The sequence below is a fragment of the Streptomyces cacaoi genome (genome assembly GCF_006539165.1).
GTDB classification, from domain to species: Bacteria; Actinomycetota; Actinomycetes; order Streptomycetales; family Streptomycetaceae; genus Streptomyces; species Streptomyces cacaoi.
Genome location: NZ_BJMM01000051.1, coordinates 1 through 19,302 on the forward strand (window position 1 = coordinate 1; position 19,302 = coordinate 19,302).

Here is a 19,302-nt window from a genome sequence, read left to right on the forward strand (position 1 = left end):
GGAGCGGACACCCGGGCCGGACGCCGGTGTTCCGGTCAGCGGGCGTCGGACGCCGCCGTGCCCCGGTGCAGGGCGGCGTCCCGGTCCCGGCCGTCGTCCTCGGCGGCGGTGGCGCCGTGCGGCCCGTCGGGGGCGTCGTGGTGGACCCGGCTGTGCGGCGCGCCGGGCGCCGGATCGTCCGGGCCGTCGGGGGCGGCGTTGGCCGACGGGACGAACCAGAGGGCCAGCAGCAGGCCGCCGGCGGCCGCGGCGGTGGCGAGGGGGCGGCGGTGTGCGGCGAGCGAGGAGCGGGACGAGAGCGAAGACGGGGATGCGGCGGGGCCCGAGGGGGACGCGTGGCCCATGGCGGAGGAGGCAGAGGAGAGGGGGGAGAGTCCGGGACCGGACACGTGCGGAGTCCTTCTGGGTACGGGGGGACAACAACGGGGGTGGGAGCCGTGCGTGGGGTACACGGGTACGCGGGTACACGGGTACGCGGGTACACAGGCACACGGGTACGCGGTGCACGGCGTCGCGGTACGGCGTCGGGACGTGAACTCGCCGTACACAGGCTGATGTTACTGACTCGTCGGGCGTTGGGGGAAGCCGTCGTTCCGCTCCGGTGGGGCGGTGCGGGTCCGCTCTCGCCGGGCCTGTGCGGAGCGTCGTGGTCTGGTACGGGAGGTCCCCTCGTGCCGGAAGTGACCGAATACGTGTCCCAGCCCACAGTTTTACAGAAAGTGGAACCGGTCATATGCATCCGTGCGTTCTCTTCCATGGCGCTGTCGTCCGCGTGTCCGTTTTCGGGGGCTCTGGGGCGTACGCCGCCAACCGGGGAGACATGGGGTTTTCGAAGGCAAATGGAGAAGCCAGTGATGACGGTGGGGAAGCGCCGCAGGGTCCTCGCGGCCACGGCCGTGGTGCTCGGTGGTGTGTTGACGCTGGGAGCCTGCGGGGGTGACGACGGGGGCGCCGACAACGCGTCCGCGAAGTCCGACATATCGGGTAACAAGGACACGTCGGACGCACGAATAAAGATCGCCACCAAGGATGGCTCGACCCACGCGAGCATCAACTCCGGCGGCAACGTCACGGTCAGCAAAGGCAAGCTGACCAGCGTGACCATGAAGGCCGCACAGAGCGGCACCGAGGTCGCCGGAAAGATCTCCGCCGACGGCAGGAGCTGGAAGCCCGACGAGCAGCTGGAGCGGGCCACCCAGTACGAGATCACCGCCAAGGCGAAGGACAGCGAGGGCCGCAAGGCGTACGAGAACGCCAAGTTCTCCACCGTCTCGCCGGAGAAGAGCTTCATCGGCACCTACACCGGTGAGGACGGTTCCACGGTCGGCGTGGGCATGCCGGTGTCGATCAAGTTCGACAAGCAGATCGCCAACAAGAAGGCCGTCCAGTCCGCGATCAAGGTCAGTTCGACCAGCGGCCAGGAAGTGGTCGGGCACTGGTTCGGCGACGACCGGCTGGACTTCCGCCCCGAGGAGTACTGGAAGCCCAACTCCAAGGTCACGCTCGATCTCGACCTCGACGGCGTGAACGGCGGCAACGGCAACACCGGTGTCCAGGACAAGAAGGTCACCTTCAACATCGGCCGGTCCCAGATCAGCACCGTCGATGTGAAGAGCTCGACGATGAAGGTCGTCCGCGACGGCAAGACGATCAAGAGCATTCCGATCTCCGCCGGCAGCCAGTCGAACCCGACCTACAACGGCAAGATGGTGATCTCCGAGAAGCACAAGGAGACCCGGATGGACGGCCAGACCGTCGGGTTCGGCCGCAAGGGCGCCGAGGGCTACGACATCCCGGACGTGCCGCACGCCATGCGCCTGTCCACCTCCGGCACCTTCATCCACGGCAACTACTGGGGCGCGCCCTTCGGTTCGGGCAACACCAGCCACGGCTGCGTGGGCCTCAAGGACAGCCAGGGTGCCGGCAACCCGAGCACCGACGGCGCGTGGTTCTACGAGAACTCGCTGGTCGGCGACATCGTCGAGGTCAAGGGCTCGCCCGACAAGACGGTCCAGCCGGACAACGGGCTCAACGGCTGGAACATGAGCTGGGACGAGTGGAAGCAGGGCTCGGCCGTCTGACGCCTGCCCGTCGCCCCATCCTCCGCCGTGTGCGCGGAGGGTGGGGCTTCGTGCTGTCCGGGGCCCGGACCGGACGCCGCCGGACGCCGCCCCGCCCCGGCCGGGCGGCGCCGCGCATCCCGCCGTCGGGTCAGGCCAGGCCCAGGGGAGCCGGGTCCGTCGCGAGGCCGCGCAGGGTCGCGCCGGGATCGGGCACCAGGCGGCGCCGGGCGAGGTCCATGACGCCGCCCAGGCTGGTGATGTCGGCGGCAAGTGCGCCGTCCGCCGTGCGGATGGCCTGGTACAGCCGGAAGAGCTTGCCGCTGCCCGGAACGTCCCACTCGAAGCAGCAGCTGACCGTCACCTCGTCCCCGGCGCGCAGCTCCCGGCGGTAGCTCACGGTCTGCTCCAGCACCACCGGGCCCACGCCGCCCGCGACCATCTCCGCCTGCTCGATCCCGGCGGCCGACAGCAGCGACCAGCGCGCGTGCTCGGCGTACTGGAGGTACACGCTCTGGTTGAGGTGCCCCTGGGTGTCCGTCTCGTAGCCGCGGACGGTCACCGGCACGCGGAACGACTCGTCGTGGCTGCTGTCCGGGCCGAGCGGCCCCTTCCCGTCCCGCACTGCGGACACCTGCTGTTCCCCTTCTCCCACGCCTTGTTCTCCTGCTCGTGTCCCTGATCGTTCCCCTGGTCACCGGCGCCGGCCGCTGAGCCCGGCCCCTGGCAACCGGCGCCCACCGAACCCGACTTCCAGCACCCGGCGTTCGGCGTCCGACTTCCCGTGCCCGGCGTCCGGCGTCCGGCTCCCGGCGGCCGTCTCCCCGCGTCGCCCGGCTCACCGCTCCGGCCGGTGCACTCGTCCGTCATCCAACCAGGTCCCCCGCGGGGCCCCGCACCGGCCGGGTCTTCCCCCGGATCGACCGACCGCCCGCCGACGGCCCCGGAGACCGGCGGGACGGCCACGAAAGGCGGCGCGCTGCACGGGTGCCGACGAGGCGTGGGGCCCCGGCCTGGCGCCCCCGGACCCCAACGGGCGCCGGACACCGGCCGGTTGTGAGCCGGTCCGTTGCATCGCGACCCGTTGCGTCCCGGTACGGCACACACCGAAAGGGTGTGCCGTGGAGTGCCGCGTGACGGCATGATGCCCGGCATGCCGCCTTTCACCTGGCTCGCCCTGCCGGGGCGTGCCCGTCCGGACGCCCCGCGCCCCCAGCACCCGGAGCCGTCGCCCGGCAGCCCACCGGAGCCGCCTCCCGGCAGCCCACAGCCTCTGTCGACCGGCACCGGGCCGGCGTCCGGGAAACCGCGCCGGACGACGGCCCCGTGGCGACGGCCGGCCCGGCCCCGCCCGGCGCCGGACGGCGGCACAGCCGACCCGGACGGGACGGCCCGCCGCCGGGCCCACCGCGGACTCGTGGCCGTCTGCGTCGCGTTCGGGGCGCTCTCCCTGCTGCTGGTCGGACCCCGGCTGCCCCTCGGCTGGGACGAGCTCGTCTACGCCAGCCGGTACGCCGAGTTCGCGCCCACCACACCGTTCAGCGCGCCGCGCACCCGGGGCGTGCCCGTGCTGCTCGCGCCCGTCGCCTGGTTCAGCGGCTCCGTCGTCCTGCTGCGCTGCTGGCTGACGCTCCTCGCCGCCGCCGCGCTCTACCTCGCCTACCGGCCCTGGCTGCGGGCCGCGTCCCGGCCCGGCACGGCCGCATGGGCGGCGGCCGGCTACGGGAGCATCTGGTTCGCGCTGTTCTACGCGGGCGCCGCCATGCCCAACCACTACGTGGCCACCGGCTGCACCGCCGCCGTCGGCTGCTGGCTGCGTCTGGTGCGCGGGCCGGAGCGGCGCACGGCGCGCCGGCTCGGCCTCGCGACGGCCGCCGCGCTGGCCGTCGCCACCCTGATGCGGCCCAACGACACGGTGTGGCCCGCCCTGGTGCTGATCGGCGCCGCGCTGTGTGCCCGCTCCCGGCCCACCGGCGCCCGGCTGCGGGCCGGCGCTGCCGTGGCCGCCGGTGTGGCGGCGGGGGCGGTGCCCTGGGTCGTGGAGGCGTGGGTGCGGTTCGGCGGGGTGGGCGCGCGGCTGCGGGCCGCCGGCGAGGTGCAGGGCGGGATGCGGCCCGTCTTCTCCCTCCCCGAGCATCTCGCCGCGCTCGACGGGCCGTTGCTCTGCCGGCCCTGCACGGCCTCGGGCCTCGGCGGGGCCGTCGTCTGGTGGCTGCTGCTCGCGTCCCTCGTCCTGCTCGGCGTGCGGGCCGCCCACCGCGCGGGACGCAGGGCCGCGGCCGTGGTGCCGGTGGCGGCCGGGCTGGCGGTCGCGGCGCCGTACCTCTTCCTGGTGGACTACGCGGCGCCCCGCTTCCTGCTCCCCACCTACGCGCTGCTCGCGCCCGTCGCCGTCGAGGGGGCCCGCACCCTGCTGACGCCCCGGGAAGGCCGGCACCCGGCCGTCACCGCCCGCGTCACCGTGGCCGCCCGCGTCCTCGCCTGTCTGCTGGCCGCCACGCACCTGGGGGTGCAGCTGCACCAGGTGACGGTGCACCGCGGGATCCAGAGCGGTGCCCGCGGCGACTGGCGGCTGGTGGAACGCGCCCTGCGTGCGCACGGGGTGACCCCGCCGTGCGCGCTGGCCGGGAACCGCACCCTGATTCCGGTGGCGCACACGGCGGGCTGCCGCGCCCTCGGGCCCGCCCGCGCGCCGGACACCGGGGAGGGCCCGCCGGACACCGGGCAGGGCCCGCCGGTCCGGCCGAGCGCGCTGGTACTGCGCAACCGCCCGCTGCCCGACTGGGCCGCCCGCCGGGGCTGGCGCATCCACCCGGTACCCGGCACCTACGCCTCCGGCTGGCGCATCGCGGTACCGCCCGACACCGCCCGGCCGGGACCGCAGCGGCGGTGAGGCCCCGGCGGTGCGGCTTCGGCGGTGCGGCCCGGGCTGTGCGGTGCCGGGCGGTGTGGGGTGTCGGCGGTGCGGTCGGGCGGTCGGGCGTCCGGGGGGTGCCCGGGGGGTGTCCGGGGGGGGCGACGCCGAACCCGCCGCGCCGGGCCGCACGGAGGCGGGCGTCCGGGCACGCCTGCCCAACGCACGGAGGCGGGCGACCGGAACGCGCCTGCCCGACCCACGGCGCGGGCCCGGACGTTCAGGACGTCCGAAGATGCCCGGCGGCGGACTCCGCCTCCCGGACGACCCGTTCGACGTCCACGCCCGTCAGCGTGCCGTCCGCCTTCCGCCGGTGCCCGTCGATGTAGACGTCGCTGACGTTCGGCGGCTGCCCGTTGAGGACGATCTGGCTCGTCCAGTCGATCCGCGGCGCGAAGTTGAGCGTTCCGGGATCGAGAACGATCGCGTCCGCCCGCTTGCCCGGCGTCAGCGAGCCGACCCTGTCGTCCATGCCGATCGCCTCCGCACCGCCCAGCGTCGCCATCCGCAGCACCGCCGGAATGCCCGGATAGACCTCGGCGTCCTCGTGCCGCGCCCGCTGAAGGCCCACGGCCGCCTTCATCAGCGCGAACATGTCCGAGGTGTCGTTCGTGCCGCCGTCGTGGCCGAGGCCCGCCTTGACGCCGCGCCGGTGCAGGGCGGGCAGCGGCATGATGCCGGAGGCGAGCCGCATGTTGCTGAGCGGGCAGTGCGCCACCCGGACGTCGTGCTCGGCGACCAGGGCCTGCTCCTCCTCGGTGAGATGGATGGCGTGGTTCATCAGCAGGTCCGGGCCGAAAGCCCCGACCTCGGGCAGCGCACGGATCTGTTCGGCCGCGCGGTCGCTACGGTGCTCCAGGACATGGGAGTTGACCATCACACCCAGCTCCCGGGCCACCTCGTGCGAGGCACGCAGCGCTTCGATGCCCTCCACCCCGGCGTGCACGGCGACCTGGAGCGAGGCGAGCGGCAGCGGATCCAGCAGCTCCCTGTGGACCTGCCGTACGAGGCCCTCCTCACCCTCGGCGGTGGCCATGGCGTAGACGAAGCGCAGCCCCGTGTCGTCCAGGGCACGGACGTACTGCTCGCTGCTGTCCAGCGGGATGGCGTGCACCCAGTCGACGACGGTGGTCACCCCGGTGTCCAGGGCGTCCAGCGCCGAGAGGTGGACGAACCGGTACATGTCGCGGGTCCCGATCTTCGGCAGCGTCGCGCGGTTGCACTCCGCGAGCCAGCCGTTGAGGTCCTGGCCGGAGCAGCCGCCCCGGATGCTGGACTGCCACAGGTGGTTGTGGAGGTCGACGAACCCGGGCAGCACGATCCGGCCGGACACCTCGTGCACGACGGCACCGGCCGGGGCGCGCAGCCGCCGCCCGACCGCGGCGATTCTGCCGTCCCGCAGCAGGACGTCCCCGCTGTCGAGCGCGCCGAGTTCGCCGTCGCCCAGCGTCGGATCCATGGTCAGCACGAGCGAGGCGTTCTTGAGCAGCGTCGTGCGCCGCCGCCCGGCGTCCGGGGCGGCGGTCCCGCCCCGTGCGAAGGCGTCACCGGCAGCGGCGGCGAGCGGGATGCCGCCCGCCCCGGCGAGCACGCTGCGCCGGCTGAGGCGGGCGCGGCGGGGCGGTGCCGTGACCGGGATGTCGGGGCTGGTGGGGGTCCCCTCGCTACGGGGGTTCTCGGCTGAGGTCATTGCGGTGTTCTATCGCCACCTGTCTGTACACCAACAAGGCGCGAACCGGCCCTCACAACTCCATAATCCGAAACCAACTTTCCACACCAACCCACCCCACCCCCGCTCCCTCCCCTTCCGCACCCAACCCGTTGCACCCGGCGAATACCCTCACCAACCCCCACCCCGACCTGCCTCCCGCACCCCACCCACCGTGCACAAGGGCGAACTCCCGCACATGGGAGGGGCGTTGAGCCCACTCAACCTCTGCTGGCCGAAATCAACCTTCCACAGACCGGAAAGCAAGAGAAAAAGGGCAACGGCTCCATGCCGGCCACCGCCTCCCGGGGGCGGGACGGCTCACCCCGCCGCCGGGTGGGGCGCCCGGTCGAGCCGGTTCGCCAATTCCGTGACGGGGGACGAGCGTCGGCGCTCCCGGCTCCGCAGCTCGGACACGAGGCGGCGGCTCGTGGCGTGGTACCGCATCCACTCCGGAGCGTCCCCTTCCGCCATCAGCAGTGCACGAGCAGCACGGTCGTCCTGCTTCAGATCCGTATGGGCGAGGGCGCGGTCGACGTGGAAGCGCGCCCGCCACGTGGGAGGAAGCTCGGCCAGCCCGGGCACGGAGCGGGCGGAAGCGACGGCTTCGCCGCTCTTGTCCATCTCCACAAGGAAGTTGACCTTCGCGACCCCGACGTTCGCCGGGCCGAACGGTGTCGCATAGTCGAGACGGTCGGCGCCGACGGCGGCGGCCGCAGCCGTGGCCATCCGCAGCAGCTCTTCGACGCGGTCGTGCTGCTGTTCTCCCTGGCGTACGGCGGCAGTTGCCGCGCGCAGCAGCAGAACACCCCACAGGGACAGGTCGGTCGGGCCGGAGCGGAAACCGGGTTCGGCGCGGTCCGCGTACCGGAGGGCGAGGTGCAGGGCGTCTTCGAGACGGCCCTGCTTGGTGAAGATCCAGGCCAGGGTGGCGGCACCGACGGTCTCCAAGCGATGATCGTCCGACTTCCGGGCCGCCTCCGTGGCGCGCTCCATCGCCGTGAACGCCGCGTCCTCCTTGCCGAGGGCCGTGAGGGTGGTGGCCGCGACCTGGTACGCCTCGGCCAGGACAGCGTGTGCGGCCCTCTGCTCCTCTCCCCGGAGCGCCCGCGCCGCCGCGCGGGCGTCCTCGATGAGCTGAGGCAACAGGCTGCCGATGGCCCCCATACGCCCCTCGCGCCGGATCCTCTCCGTGGAGCGCAGGGCGTTTTGCAGCGCCCGCAGCGACGGAGGGGCCTCCGGGTCGGGCTCCTCCCGCAGGAGGTCACCCACCGGTGCGACGGCCCGGCGCAGGGCCAGGACCGAGGGGGAATCCGCGTCGCCGCGCCGGGCCTCGAAGGTCGCGGGCCGGCCGACGAGCAGCGACGTCTCCACGTCCAGGGCGTGCGCCAGCCTGTTGAGTGTGGCGAGCCGGGCCGTCAGACGCCGGCCCTGTTCCAGCTTCCGCACGGTGTCCACGCAGAGCCCGGCCCGTTCCGCCAACTGCTCCTGGGTCAGCCCGCGTCGCTCCCGCAGTCGCCCGATGCGGTCGCCGATCGTCTCGTGCTCGTGGTACATCCGCGCACCCCCGCCAGGTAGACGTGCCTTCCACGCTACGCCCACCGGCGCCCCGCGTCGGCGGGCCCGGCTCACCCCGGCATGCGGCAGCTGACGCAGCAGCTCCTCCCGGCCCGGGGCGTCGGGTGGGAGGAGCCGCTGCGCTGTGACGAGCTGTGCGGAGTCGTCGGGGAGGGGGCGGCCTCAGTCGCCGGCCGGGGCGATGCCTATCGGGCAGGAGACGCCGGTGCCGCCGATGCCGCAGTAGCCGGCCGGGTTCTTGTCCAGGTACTGCTGGTGGTACGGCTCGGCCGGGTGGAAGGGGCGGCCCTCCGCGGGGAGGATCTCCGTGGTGATGGTGCCGTGGCCGCCCGCGGTGAGGACCTGCTGGTAGGCCGCGCGCGACGCCTCGGCCGAGGCCGCCTGCGCGGGGGTGTGGGTGTGGATCGCCGAGCGGTACTGGGTGCCGACGTCGTTGCCCTGGCGGAAGCCCTGGGTGGGGTCGTGCCCCTCCCAGAACCGCTTCAGCAGCGTCTCGTAGGAGACCCGGGCCGGGTCGTAGACGACGCGGACGGCCTCGGTGTGGCCCGTGCGGCCCGAACACACCTCCTCGTAGGAGGGGTTGGGGGTCGAGCCGCCCTGGTATCCGACGAGCGTCGTCCAGACGCCCTCGGTCTGCCAGAAGACGCGCTCGGCGCCCCAGAAGCAGCCCATGCCGAAGTCGGCGATCTCCAGGCCCTCCGGGTACGGGCCCTGTAGCGGGGTGCCGAGCACGGTGTGGCGCTCGGGCACGGAGTACGCGGGCTCGGCGCGGCCCGGCAGGGCCTCGTCGGGCGTGGGGAGACGGTTGTCGAACCTGCCGAACAGCATGGGCTCTCCTGTTCGCGACGGGGACGGCGGGCTCAGCCCGCCGTCTCGGGCGGGGGCGAGGCGCTCCCCGCCGGCTGCTTCTTCCCCGGGGAGGGTGTCCCCGAGGCGGACGCCGCTACGGCACCCGCGGTGGCCGGGGCGGCCTCCTGGACGTCAGCGCTCGCGCCGCCGCCGGAATTCCCGCCCCCGCTGTTGCCTGCGCCCTCCTCGAAGTCGACGCGGTGCATGTGCTTGTTCATCGACTTCATCAGCATCCATACCGCGAGGCCGATCACCGCGAAGACGATGAAGCCGAGGACGCCGGGAGTGACCTTGTTCTCATCCAGGTCCTTCTCCGCGAGGGGCAGGAGATGGACCGCCGCCGAGTGTGCCGTCTGCGTCGCGCTCATGCATCAATTGTCGCGGACGCCCGCGAAGAGGTCGTCCTCGGGGAGGGATGTACCCACGAGAGACTTGGCGAGCTCGTACTCCTCCGTCGGCCACGTCTCGCGCTGGATCTCCAGCGGGACGCGGAACCAGCCGCCGTCGGGGTCGATCTGGGTGGCGTGCGCGATCAGCGCCTTGTCCCGGATCTCGAAGTAGTCGCCGCAGGGCACGTAGGTGGTGATCTCGCGCTCCTTCAGACGGGACTTCTCCCAGCGCTCCAGCCACTCGCCGTACGGCGACTCCAGACCGCGCTCCAGCATGGCGTTGTGCATGGCGTGGGTGCGCTGCGGGTTGAAGCCCTGGTTGTAGTAGACCTTCAGCGGCTGCCAGGCCGGGCCGAACTCGGCCTCGGGGTACTTCTCGGTGTCGGCCGCGCCCTCGAAGGCCACCATGGTGATCTTGTGGGTCATGATGTGGTCCGGGTGCGGGTAGCCGCCGTTCTCGTCGTAGGTGGTGATCACCTGCGGGCGGAACTCGCGGATCAGGCGCACCAGCGCGCCCGCCGCCTCGTCCACGTCCTGGAGCGCGAAGCAGCCCTCCGGGAGCGGGGGCAGCGGGTCGCCCTCGGGCAGCCCCGAGTCGACGAAGCCCAGCCACGCCTGGCGGACGCCGAGGATCTGGCGGGCCTCGTCCATCTCCTTCTTGCGGACTTCGTGGATGTGCTCCTCGACGTAGGGGTCGCCCTGGAGCTTGGGATTGAGGATGGAACCGCGCTCACCCCCGGTGCACGTCGCGACCAGCACCTCCACCCCCTCGTCGACGTACTTCGCCATGGTCGCCGCGCCCTTGCTGGACTCGTCGTCCGGGTGCGCGTGCACGGCCATCAGTCGCAGCTGCTCAGTCAAGACTCAATCCTCGTAAGGTCGATGCCGGGCCCGCGGCCTTCACCGCCGCCGGCTTCCAGCCCGCCCTCAGCGGTATCGCGGGCGGCTTCTATAGTGACCGAATCGGGCCCGCGTTGTATTCCCGGTGCCCCCCGCACGTTCCGGAGAGGATCGGACCATGGTTGAGACGCGCCAGCAGGTCCCCGAGGGACGGTACGGACGGACCCGGGCCCAGGGCGTGGGCAGCGGCCGGGACGGGGCGCGCACCGACCGCCGGCTGAAGATCACCGGCGGTGTGCTGGGCGTCCTGCTGCTGGCGCTGGTCGGCTGGATCGGTGTCTCCTACATCACCGGGCAGGACGTCAGCGGCGAGCTGATCAAGTTCAAGGTGGCCTCCGACACCGAGGTGCAGGTGCATCTGGAGGTGCGGAAGGACGCCGGGACGGCAGGGGTGTGCACCCTGCGTACCCGCGCCGAGGACGGCGCCGAGGTGGGCCGCAAGGACGCGCGGATCGCGGCGGACCCCTCCCGCGTCGACACGGTGATCCCGGTGCGCACGACGTCCCGCGCCACGAGCGCCGAGCTGGTCGGCTGCCGGGCCGGCTGACCACGGGCACCCCCCGGCCGCGGGGCGGGCCGAGGTTCCGTGCGCGAATCCCCGCGCACCGATCCCCGTGCGCGCAGCCCTGTGCGCGAATCTCCGTGCACGAAACGGCGCGGGGTGGGCAGGGGAGGCAGGAGTGCCGTCTCCGTCCAGGAGTGGCAGGAGCGACAGAACCAGCTCAGAACCAGCACAGAACCAGCAGGGAGCAGTGCGCCCGCCCATGTACCGTCACGAAGCCACCCGAGCCATCACCGCCCAGCGCGCCTTCGGCATCGTCCGCGCCCCCACGCCCGCCGAGGCGGCCACCGCCGCGGGCGCCGTCCTGGACGCGGGGCTGGACGCCGTCGAGGTGGCCCTCACCACCCGGGGCGCCACGAGAGCCATCGAGGAGCTGACCACGGCCCGGCCGGGCGCGCTGGTCGGCGCCGGCACCGTCCTGGACGCGACGGCGGCCCGGGCGGCGATCGAGCACGGGGCCCGCTTCCTGGTCTCGCCGAGCCTCCACCGCGAGGTGATCCGTACGGGGCACCGCTACGGCGTGCCGGTCTTCCCGGGGGTGAGCACCCCGAGCGAGATGGTCCGCGCGCTGGAGGAGGGCGCGGACGCGCTGAAGCTCTTTCCCGCCTCGGCGGTCGGCCCGTCGTGGGTGCGCGATGTGCGCGCTGCGCTGCCGCAGGCGCCGCTGGTGCCGACCGGCGGTGTGACCGTGGAGAACGCGCCGGAGTGGATCGCGGCGGGCGCCGTGGCCTGCGGGATGGGCTCGGCGCTGACCTCGGGCGGCGCGGGGGCCGCCGGTGCGCGCGTGGCCGCCCTGCTGGACGCCCTGGCGCGGGCGAGGTGAAACGGCGGGGCGCCGGGTCGAAGGCGCGGGCCCGCGGGTGCGGGGGCGCTGTTGCGTCGCCTGACGTTCGAGCTTGTGTTCGATAGCCTGGGGGTGACGGGGCGGACGGGCAAGGCTGCGGCCGGACCCGGTGAGCGATCCGGATCCCGCCCGACAGCACCGCTGTGACCTGGGCAGAGGCTTCAACCTTCTTCCCTTTTCCGCCGAAATTGTTAAGCTCGTGGTTTCGCCCACCACTGGAGGCGCAGGCTTCCTGGTAGGGCGTTTGCTGCATGGGCCGACGGCTGCCACGACGCGGGCCGGAGGCCGGCCGACGGCCGGCCGGTGATCGGCAGCCCGCGGGGCTGACCGGCTCACCGGCCGGCGTCCGGCTGTCGTGGTGCGGCGTGTGCGGTATCCGCCGTCCACGCCGCACCTGCTGCATGTGCAGGCGTCCCGCAGTACGCCGCACACGCGGCGCCAGCAGCGACATCAACGTTTCCCAGTACCGACGAGGAGCACCTGTGACCCAGACCAGCGACAACGTCACCTGGCTGACCCAGGAGGCGTACAACCAGCTCAGGGCCGAGCTGGAGTACCTGTCGGGTCCTGCACGTACCGAGATCGCCAAGAAGATCGAGGCGGCTCGCGAAGAGGGCGACCTCCGCGAGAACGGCGGGTACCACGCGGCCAAGGAGGAGCAGGGCAAGCAGGAGCTGAGGATCCGGCAGCTTCAGCAGCTCCTGGAGAACGCGAAGGTCGGCGAGGCTCCTGCGGACGACGGCGTGGTGGAGCCCGGCATGGTGGTCACGATCGCCTTCGACGGGGACGAGGACGACACCATCACCTTCCTGCTGGCCTCGCGTGAGTACGCGAGCGCGGACATCGAGACGTACTCCCCGCAGTCGCCGCTCGGTACGGGCGTCAACGGCAAGAAGGTCGGCGACCTGGCCGAGTACGAGCTGCCGAACGGGAAGACCGCGTCGGTCAAGGTGCTGGCCGCCAAGCCGTACTCGGCCTGACCGGCTGACTTACCGGTGCCCCCGGGTACCGAGACCTCGCGACGACCGGCGCCGCACGGCGCCGGTCGTCGCGTGCGTCGGGCCCCTGCGGGGCGTTCAGACCGTCGCCGAGCGGTACTTGCGCACCGAGAGGACGCGGAAGACGGCGATGATCACCAGCGACCAGATCACCGAGGCCAGCACCGGGTGCTGCATCGGCCACGCGTCCGGCAGCCGGTAGTGCGGCGGGAAGTTGCCGAACAGGTCGCGGCAGGCGACGACGGTCGCGCTGAAGGGGTTCCACTCGGCGATGTGCCGCAGGAACGCCGGCATGTTCTCCGAGGGCACGAAGGCGACGGAGATGAACGTCAGCGGGAACAGCCAGATCAGCCCGCCGGAGGTGGCCGCCTCCGGGGTGCGTACCGACAGCCCGATGAGCGCGCCGATCCAGGTGAAGGCGTAGCCGAGCAGGAGCAGCAGGCCGAAGCCGGCCAGGGCGCGCCAGATCCCGTCGTGCGCCCGCCAGCCGACGATCAGGGCGACGGCGGCCAGCACGATCAGCGTCAGCGCCGTCTGCACGAGGTCGGCGATCGTCCGTCCGGTGAGCACGGCGCCGCGGGCCATCGGCAGGGAGCGGAAGCGGTCGACGAGGCCCTTGTGCATGTCCTCGGCGATGCCGGCGCTGGCGCCCGCCGTGGCGAAGGTGACCGTCTGGGCGAAGATGCCCGCCATCAGGAACTCGCGGTACTGCTGGGCGCTCGTGCCGGCTCCGGGGATGCGGATCGAGCCGCCGAAGACGTAGCTGAAGAGCACCACGAACATGATCGGCTGGACCAGCCCGAAGATCAGCACCTCGGGGATCCGCACCATTCTGATCAGGTTGCGCTGGGCGATCGTCAGCGAGTCGGTGACCGACTGGGCGAGGCCGCCGCGCCCCTGGGGGGCGGATGTGGCCTCGGCGGTCCGTGGGATGGCGCTCATCTGTCGTCCTCCTCGGTCCCGGTGCCGCCCGCGCCGGTCGCCGCGTCGTGCGCCGCCCCGCCCGCCGTCCCGGCTGCCGGCTCGTCCCCCGGCTCGGTCGCGTGGCCGGTCAGGGAGATGAAGACGTCGTCCAGCGTGGGCCGGCGCAGGCCGATGTCGTCGATCTCGATGCCCTCGGCGTCCAGCTCGCGGATGACCTCGGCCAGCAGCTTGGCCCCGCCGGTGACCGGGACGGTCAGCTTGCGGGTGTGCTGTTCGACGGTGCAGCCCTCCCCGCCGCCGGTGTGTCCGTGCCGGTCGAGGACGGCGCGCGCCACGGGGATGTGCGCCGGATCGTGGACGACGACCTCGATGCGTTCGCCGCCGGTGCGCGCCTTGAGCTGGTCGGAGGTGCCGCGTGCGATGACCCTGCCGTGGTCGACGACGGCGATGTCGTGCGCCAGCCGGTCGGCCTCCTCCAGGTACTGCGTGGTCAGCAGCAGCGTCGTCCCGCCCGCGACCAGGTCCTCGATGACCTCCCACAGGCTCTGCCGGTTGCGCGGGTCGAGGCCGGTGGTCGGCTCGTCCATGAACATCACCGGCGGGCGGACGACGAGCGCGGCGGCGAGGTCGAGGCGGCGGCGCATCCCGCCGGAGTACGTCTTCGCCGTGCGGTCGCCGGCGTGCGCCAGGTCGAAGCGCTCCAGCAGTTCGTCCGCCCGCCGCTTCGCCTCCCTCGCGGGCATCTGGTAGAGCCGCCCCACCATCCGGAGGTTCTCGCGGCCGGTCAGATACTCGTCGACGGCGGCGAACTGGCCGGACAGCCCGATCGACCGGCGTACCGCCGTGGGGTTCTCGCACACGTCGATCCCGGCGACCACGGCCGTGCCGGCGTCCGGCTCCAGCAGCGTGGTCAGCACCCGGACCGCGGTCGTCTTGCCCGCTCCGTTCGGTCCGAGCAGGCCGAGGACGGTGCCTTCGGGGACGTCGAGGTCGACGCCGTCCAGGGCCCGCACCTCGCCGAAGGTCTTCACCAGCCCCTCGGCGTGAATAGCACCTGGCATAGGGGACTCCCGGGGTCTGGAGTGCGCGGCGCGCACATCACCGGAGCTGAAGAAAAATGCTAGTTGCACCGGAAAGATCCGGCATGTACGGAGCGCGCAGGGCCGCGCCCGGGCAGCAGTATCGAGCAACGCGATGTATCGCGTCAATGTGTTACGCGATAGTGCGCGTTGTCCGGTTGCCCGTTGCCCGTTGCCCGTTGCCCGTTGCCCGTTGTCCGTCGCTCGCGGTGCGCCGCCGGCCGTGTCGCCTCAGCTCATCACCCGGTACCCGGCGTCCCGCAGGCCCGAGGCCACCTCCACGCAGTGCTCCGGCCCCTTCGTCTCCATGTGCAGCTCCACCTCGACCTCGTCCAGGCCCAGCCGGGGGTCGGTGCGCACATGGCTCACGTCCAGGACGTTGGCGTCCAGGCCGGACAGCGCCGCCATCAGCTCCGCCAGCGCACCCGGCCGGTCCCGCAGCCGCAGCCGCAGCGACAGATAGCGGCCCGCCGCCGCCATGCCGTGCCGCAGCGTGCGCTGGAGCACCAGCGGATCCACGTTGCCGCCGGAGAGCACCGCGACCACCGGGCCCTCGAAGGACTCCGGCGCCGAGCCGAGCGCCGCCACCGGCGCCGCACCGGCCGGTTCCACCACCATCTTGGCCCGCTCCAGACACAGCAACAGGGCGCTGGAGAGGGCGTCTTCGGAGACCGTGCGCACCTCGTCGACGAGCGTGCGCGCGATGCCGAACGGGATGTCGCCGGGGCGGCCCACCTTGATGCCGTCCGCCATCGTCGCCAACGACTCCAGCGCCACCGGCGCACCCGCCGCCAGGGACGGAGGATAGGCCGCCGCGCCCTCCGCCTGCACCCCCACCACCCGCACATCCGGGCGCAGCGCCTTCACGGCCACCGCGATCCCCGCGATCAGGCCGCCGCCGCCCACGCCCACCACGATCGTGCGCACCGAGGGGCACTGCTCCAGCAGCTCCAGACCGATCGTGCCCTGCCCGGCGACGATGTCCCGGTGGTCGAACGGGTGGATGAGGACGGCGCCCGTCCGCCGGGCGAACTCCTCGGCGGCCCGCAGCGACTCGTCCACCACCTGCCCGTGCAGCCGCACCCGCGCCCCGTACTCGCGGGTCGCCGCGACCTTCGGCAGCGGGGCGCCGACCGGCATGAAGACCGTCGACTCCACCCCCAGCAGCGACGCCGCCAGCGCCACCCCCTGCGCGTGGTTGCCCGCGCTGGCCGCCACCACACCGCGCCGCCGCTCCTCGGGGGAGAGCCCCGCGATACGGACGTAGGCGCCGCGCAGTTTGAAGGAGCCGGTGCGCTGGAGGTTCTCGCACTTGAGCTGGACCGGGGCGCCCACCAGCGAGGACAGGTGACGGCTGCCCTCCACCGCCGTCGTACGGGCGACGCCCTCCAGCGTCTTGCGTGCCAGCCGTACGTCCTCCAGGCAGACGGGCGGTGCGGCGTCCGGATGCGGGGCGGAGGCGGCGGAAGGAGCGGAACCGGCGGCGTTCCGGGGGCCGGTGGAGCTGTGGACCATGCCGTCAGTCTCGCAGTACACGGACGGGTCCGCCGCCCGGGCGGTCCCCACGGCCCGGGGCCACCGGCCGCCGCGCACAGGGCCGTTCGTCACTGGTTCGTGCACCGACGGTACGGACCAGCGCCCCCTCCGCGTACCCTTGTGGGCCAACATCCGGCCGGACCCCGTACCCAGCCGCCACACCGGTGCGGACCACCGGAGCCCGACCGCAGACCTCACGAAGCGAGCGCACCGGACATGCCCAGCACACCGGACATGACGACAGACACCTCCGACGACCAGCGCACGGTGCCTGCCGAAGGCAGCGCCCCCTCCGACGCCCCCTCGGGCGCCGCCTCCGAAGCCGCACCCTCGGCCGCCGCCGTGCTGGACGCACTCCAGCACCAGCTCGCCGTCTACGCACGCCGCGCCGAACAGACCCGGCTGGGCGGCCTCGGCCAGGCCCGCAACTCCATGGACAGGGCCGCCTACCTGCTGCTCAACCGCCTCGGCCAGGAAGGGCCCATGGGCGTCAAGGCCCTGGCCTCCGGCATGGGCATCGACTCCTCGACGGTGACCCGCCAGGTCGCCCCGCTCGTCGAAACCGGCCTCGTCAAGCGCACCTCGCACCCGGAGGACGGCCGGGCCGTCGTCCTCCAGCTGTCGCCGCGCGGCGAGGCCCGGCTGGAGGAGGTGCGCGCCTCCCGGCGCCGGCTCATGGAGCTGATCACGGACGAGTGGACGGAGGAGGAACGGGCCACCTTCTGCGCACTGCTGACCCGGTTCAACACCGCCATGCTCGATCTGCCGCCCGGCGGGCCCGCCAACCCCGAGCAGTACAGGGCCGGTTAGGGCCTGCCCGCCTCTTGATTCGATCAGCGCGCCTGCCGTCCCATGACGGGGGGAGGCGCGCGGAGTGCGAGAGCGACGTGCACGGCGGGAACGCCTCCGCGCCCGGGAGTTCGACGCGTTCGTCGCGGGCGCGGGCGGCCGGCTCCTGCATGCCGCCACCCTGCTGACGGCCGAACCGCCCGGCGCGGCACCCGAGGCCGAACGGCTGCTCGTCCTCGCCCTGGCCCGCACCCGCGCCGACTGGGCCCGGCTGCGCGGCGAGGACCCCTACCACCACGCACGCCGCGAGCTGGCCGCCCGCTACGCGCTCTCCCTCCGGCGCCACCGGCGGTCCCGCGGCGGGCTGCTCGGTGCGCTGCCGCCGCGGGAACGGCTGGTGCTGGTGCTCCGGCTGTTCGAGGGCGTCGGCGAGGAGCAGACCGCCGCAGCGCTCGGCCTGCCCGTCGAGCGGGTGCGCCTGCTGCTGGAGCGCGGCACGGCGACCCTGCTGAGCCGCCCTCCCGCGGGGGATGCGCCCGCACGGCCCCGTGCGCGCCGCGCCCGCCGCGCCCGCGCGGGCCGGCCCGGCGCCGTGCCCGGCACGGAGGGGGCCGTATGAGCCTGCCGGACCGCAGGGAGAACGAGGTGCGGCGGCTGCTGGCCCACCGGCCGGGCCGCCCCGTGCCGGCGGACCTCGCCGAGCGGGCCGGCCTGCTCGGCACCCGCCTGCTGCGCCGTCGGCGGGCCCTCCTCGCGGCGGCCTGGCTCGTGCTGGGCGCCGCCGCCGTGGCCCTCGCCGCCTGGGCGCTGGCCACCGAACCGTGGTCGGTGCCGCCGCCCGCCACCTCGCCCACCGGCGGATGGTGAGACGGACGGCGGGCGGGGACCTCCGGGCGGCGGCGCCCGCCTCAGCCGAGCGCCTGGGTGAGGTCGGCCAGCAGATCGTCGACGGACTCGATGCCCACCGACAGGCGCACCAGGTCAGCGGGGACCTCCAGCGCGGAGCCCGCCGCCGAGGCGTGCGTCATCCGGCCCGGGTGCTCGATGAGGGACTCCACACCGCCCAGGGACTCGCCCAGCGTGAACAGCCGCGCCCGGTCGCAGACCCGGACGGCGGCCTCCTCGCCCTCCGCGACCCGGAACGAGACCATCCCGCCGAAGGCCCGCATCTGCTTGGCCGCGATCTCGTGCCCGGGGTGCTCGGGCAGACCGGGGTAGAAGACCGTGGACACCTTCGGGTGCGCCTGGAGGAGCTGGGCGACGCGGGCGGCGTTCGCGCAGTGCCGGTCCATGCGCACGGCGAGCGTCTTGAGGCCGCGCAGCACCAGCCAGGAGTCGAACGGGCCGCACACGGCGCCCATCGCGTTCTGGTGGAAGGCCAGTTCGTCGGCGAGCGCCGGGTCCCGGGCGACGAGGGCGCCGCCGACGACGTCCGAGTGGCCGCCCATGTACTTCGTCATGGAGTGCACGACCACGTCGGCGCCCAGGGCGAGCGGCTGCTGGAGATAGGGGCTGGCGAAGGTGTTGTCGACGACGAGCCGTGCCCCCGCCGCGTGCGCCACCTCGGCCACCGCCGCGATGTCGGTGATCCCCAGCAGCGGGTTGGACGGCGTCTCCACCCACACCGCCTTGGTGCGCTCCCGCACGGCGGCCCGGACGGCCTCGGGGTCGGAGGAGTCGGCCACCGACCACTGCACGCCCCACCGCTCGGCGACCCGCGCGAACAGCCGGAACGTGCCGCCGTAGGCGTCGTCCGGGATCACCACGTGGTCGCCGGGGGTGAGCAGCGTACGCAGCAGGCAGTCCTCGGCGGCCATGCCGGAGGCGAACGCGAGACCGCGCCCGCCGCGCGGTCCGCCCTCCAGCGCCGCGAGGTTCTCCTCCAGCGCCGTACGCGTCGGGTTGGCGGAACGGCTGTACTCGTAGCCGCCGCGCAGACCGCCGACGCCGTCCTGTTTGTAGGTGGAGACCTGGTAGATGGGCGGGACGACCGCGCCGGTCGCCGCGTCGGGCTCCTGCCCCGCGTGGATGGCGAGGGTCTCGAAGCCGCCCGGGTGCCTGCCGGCGGGATCGCCGCCGGCGCTGTCCGTGCCGGCGTCCACGCCGGCGATGCCGTTGTCGCGCTGCTCACTCATGGGAGCGAGACTAGTGGGCCGTACGGTGGAGGGGGGC

At 73.4% G+C, this 19,302-nt stretch carries 19 protein-coding genes; 8 read left to right on the forward strand and 11 right to left on the reverse strand.

All coding sequences use genetic code 11. The features are described 5' to 3' along the window. Positions 1-35: 35 nt before the first annotated feature. Positions 36-389: a hypothetical protein gene (locus tag SCA03_RS29570; protein ID WP_141275753.1), complete on the reverse strand. Its 354-nt coding sequence runs from the start codon at positions 387-389 to the stop codon at positions 36-38. Positions 390-854: 465 nt separating this feature from the next. On the opposite strand from SCA03_RS29570, the gene SCA03_RS29575 reads away from it, so the two are divergent. Then, positions 855-2,081, forward strand: a complete 1,227-nt coding sequence (locus SCA03_RS29575) for a L,D-transpeptidase (RefSeq protein WP_030892151.1) — start codon at positions 855-857, stop codon at positions 2,079-2,081. Between the two features lie 130 nt (positions 2,082-2,211). Here the strand turns inward: SCA03_RS29575 and SCA03_RS29580 are convergent, their stop codons facing one another. Further along, positions 2,212-2,622 (reverse strand): acyl-CoA thioesterase, encoded by a 411-nt coding sequence (locus tag SCA03_RS29580; RefSeq protein WP_030895506.1) that lies wholly within the window; start codon positions 2,620-2,622, stop codon positions 2,212-2,214. Positions 2,623-3,213: 591 nt separating this feature from the next. Here SCA03_RS29580 and SCA03_RS29585 point away from each other — a divergent pair. Next, positions 3,214-4,953: a hypothetical protein gene (locus tag SCA03_RS29585; RefSeq protein WP_230988998.1), complete on the forward strand. Its 1,740-nt coding sequence runs from the start codon at positions 3,214-3,216 to the stop codon at positions 4,951-4,953. Positions 4,954-5,194: 241 nt separating this feature from the next. Here the strand turns inward: SCA03_RS29585 and SCA03_RS29590 are convergent, their stop codons facing one another. From SCA03_RS29590 to mca, 5 genes are all read right to left on the reverse strand, one after another. Beyond that, positions 5,195-6,664: an amidohydrolase family protein gene (locus tag SCA03_RS29590; protein WP_086818487.1), complete on the reverse strand. Its 1,470-nt coding sequence runs from the start codon at positions 6,662-6,664 to the stop codon at positions 5,195-5,197. A gap of 339 nt (positions 6,665-7,003) precedes the next feature. Beyond that, on the reverse strand, positions 7,004-8,239 hold the full coding sequence (locus SCA03_RS29595) for a helix-turn-helix domain-containing protein (RefSeq protein WP_086817167.1): 1,236 nt from the start codon (positions 8,237-8,239) through the stop codon (positions 7,004-7,006). Between the two features lie 183 nt (positions 8,240-8,422). Further along, a complete protein-coding gene (msrA, locus tag SCA03_RS29600; RefSeq protein WP_030888434.1) occupies positions 8,423-9,088 on the reverse strand; it encodes a peptide-methionine (S)-S-oxide reductase MsrA in 666 nt (221 codons plus the stop codon). A gap of 32 nt (positions 9,089-9,120) precedes the next feature. Further along, the gene (locus tag SCA03_RS35605; protein ID WP_086817169.1) at positions 9,121-9,477 is read right to left on the reverse strand and encodes a hypothetical protein; all 357 of its coding nucleotides are present in this window, start codon (positions 9,475-9,477) and stop codon (positions 9,121-9,123) included. A 3-nt stretch (positions 9,478-9,480) separates the two neighbouring features. Further along, the gene (gene mca, locus SCA03_RS29610; protein ID WP_030888441.1) at positions 9,481-10,359 is read right to left on the reverse strand and encodes a mycothiol conjugate amidase Mca; all 879 of its coding nucleotides are present in this window, start codon (positions 10,357-10,359) and stop codon (positions 9,481-9,483) included. Positions 10,360-10,516: 157 nt separating this feature from the next. Here mca and SCA03_RS29615 point away from each other — a divergent pair, with 157 nt between their 5' ends. The 3 genes from SCA03_RS29615 to greA all read left to right on the forward strand — a co-directional run bounded on the left by SCA03_RS29615 (position 10,517) and on the right by greA (position 12,784). Continuing rightward, entirely contained in the window at positions 10,517-10,945 is a 429-nt protein-coding gene (locus SCA03_RS29615; RefSeq protein ID WP_030888444.1) for a DUF4307 domain-containing protein, read from the forward strand. 217 nt (positions 10,946-11,162) lie between these two features. Beyond that, positions 11,163-11,783, forward strand: coding sequence for a bifunctional 4-hydroxy-2-oxoglutarate aldolase/2-dehydro-3-deoxy-phosphogluconate aldolase (locus SCA03_RS29620; RefSeq protein WP_030888447.1), 621 nt, complete (start codon positions 11,163-11,165; stop codon positions 11,781-11,783). Between the two features lie 503 nt (positions 11,784-12,286). Next, positions 12,287-12,784: a transcription elongation factor GreA gene (gene greA, locus SCA03_RS29625; protein ID WP_030888450.1), complete on the forward strand. Its 498-nt coding sequence runs from the start codon at positions 12,287-12,289 to the stop codon at positions 12,782-12,784. Between the two features lie 96 nt (positions 12,785-12,880). Here greA and SCA03_RS29630 read toward each other — a convergent pair whose 3' ends face one another. The 3 genes from SCA03_RS29630 to ilvA all read right to left on the reverse strand — a co-directional run bounded on the left by SCA03_RS29630 (position 12,881) and on the right by ilvA (position 16,320). Then, positions 12,881-13,744: an ABC transporter permease gene (locus tag SCA03_RS29630; RefSeq protein ID WP_030895520.1), complete on the reverse strand. Its 864-nt coding sequence runs from the start codon at positions 13,742-13,744 to the stop codon at positions 12,881-12,883. Continuing rightward, the gene (locus tag SCA03_RS29635) at positions 13,741-14,787 is read right to left on the reverse strand and encodes an ATP-binding cassette domain-containing protein (protein WP_086817171.1); all 1,047 of its coding nucleotides are present in this window, start codon (positions 14,785-14,787) and stop codon (positions 13,741-13,743) included. The genes SCA03_RS29630 and SCA03_RS29635 overlap by 4 nt, the downstream gene beginning before the upstream one ends. Before the next feature lie 249 nt (positions 14,788-15,036). Beyond that, on the reverse strand, positions 15,037-16,320 hold the full coding sequence (gene ilvA / locus SCA03_RS29640) for a threonine ammonia-lyase (RefSeq protein ID WP_030888458.1): 1,284 nt from the start codon (positions 16,318-16,320) through the stop codon (positions 15,037-15,039). A gap of 255 nt (positions 16,321-16,575) precedes the next feature. Here ilvA and SCA03_RS29645 point away from each other — a divergent pair, with 255 nt between their 5' ends. From SCA03_RS29645 to SCA03_RS35340, 3 genes are all read left to right on the forward strand, one after another. Continuing rightward, complete coding sequence (locus tag SCA03_RS29645) at positions 16,576-17,151, forward strand: MarR family winged helix-turn-helix transcriptional regulator (protein WP_230988999.1); 576 nt, start codon at positions 16,576-16,578, stop codon at positions 17,149-17,151. Between the two features lie 64 nt (positions 17,152-17,215). Continuing rightward, complete coding sequence (locus SCA03_RS29650; RefSeq protein WP_051856995.1) at positions 17,216-17,749, forward strand: sigma factor-like helix-turn-helix DNA-binding protein; 534 nt, start codon at positions 17,216-17,218, stop codon at positions 17,747-17,749. Beyond that, positions 17,746-17,997, forward strand: a complete 252-nt coding sequence (locus tag SCA03_RS35340; RefSeq protein WP_030888469.1) for a hypothetical protein — start codon at positions 17,746-17,748, stop codon at positions 17,995-17,997. Before SCA03_RS29650 ends, SCA03_RS35340 begins: the two co-directional genes overlap by 4 nt. A gap of 41 nt (positions 17,998-18,038) precedes the next feature. Here the strand turns inward: SCA03_RS35340 and SCA03_RS29655 are convergent, their stop codons facing one another. Further along, positions 18,039-19,265: a cystathionine gamma-synthase gene (locus SCA03_RS29655; RefSeq protein WP_030895532.1), complete on the reverse strand. Its 1,227-nt coding sequence runs from the start codon at positions 19,263-19,265 to the stop codon at positions 18,039-18,041. Positions 19,266-19,302 lie beyond the last annotated feature (37 nt).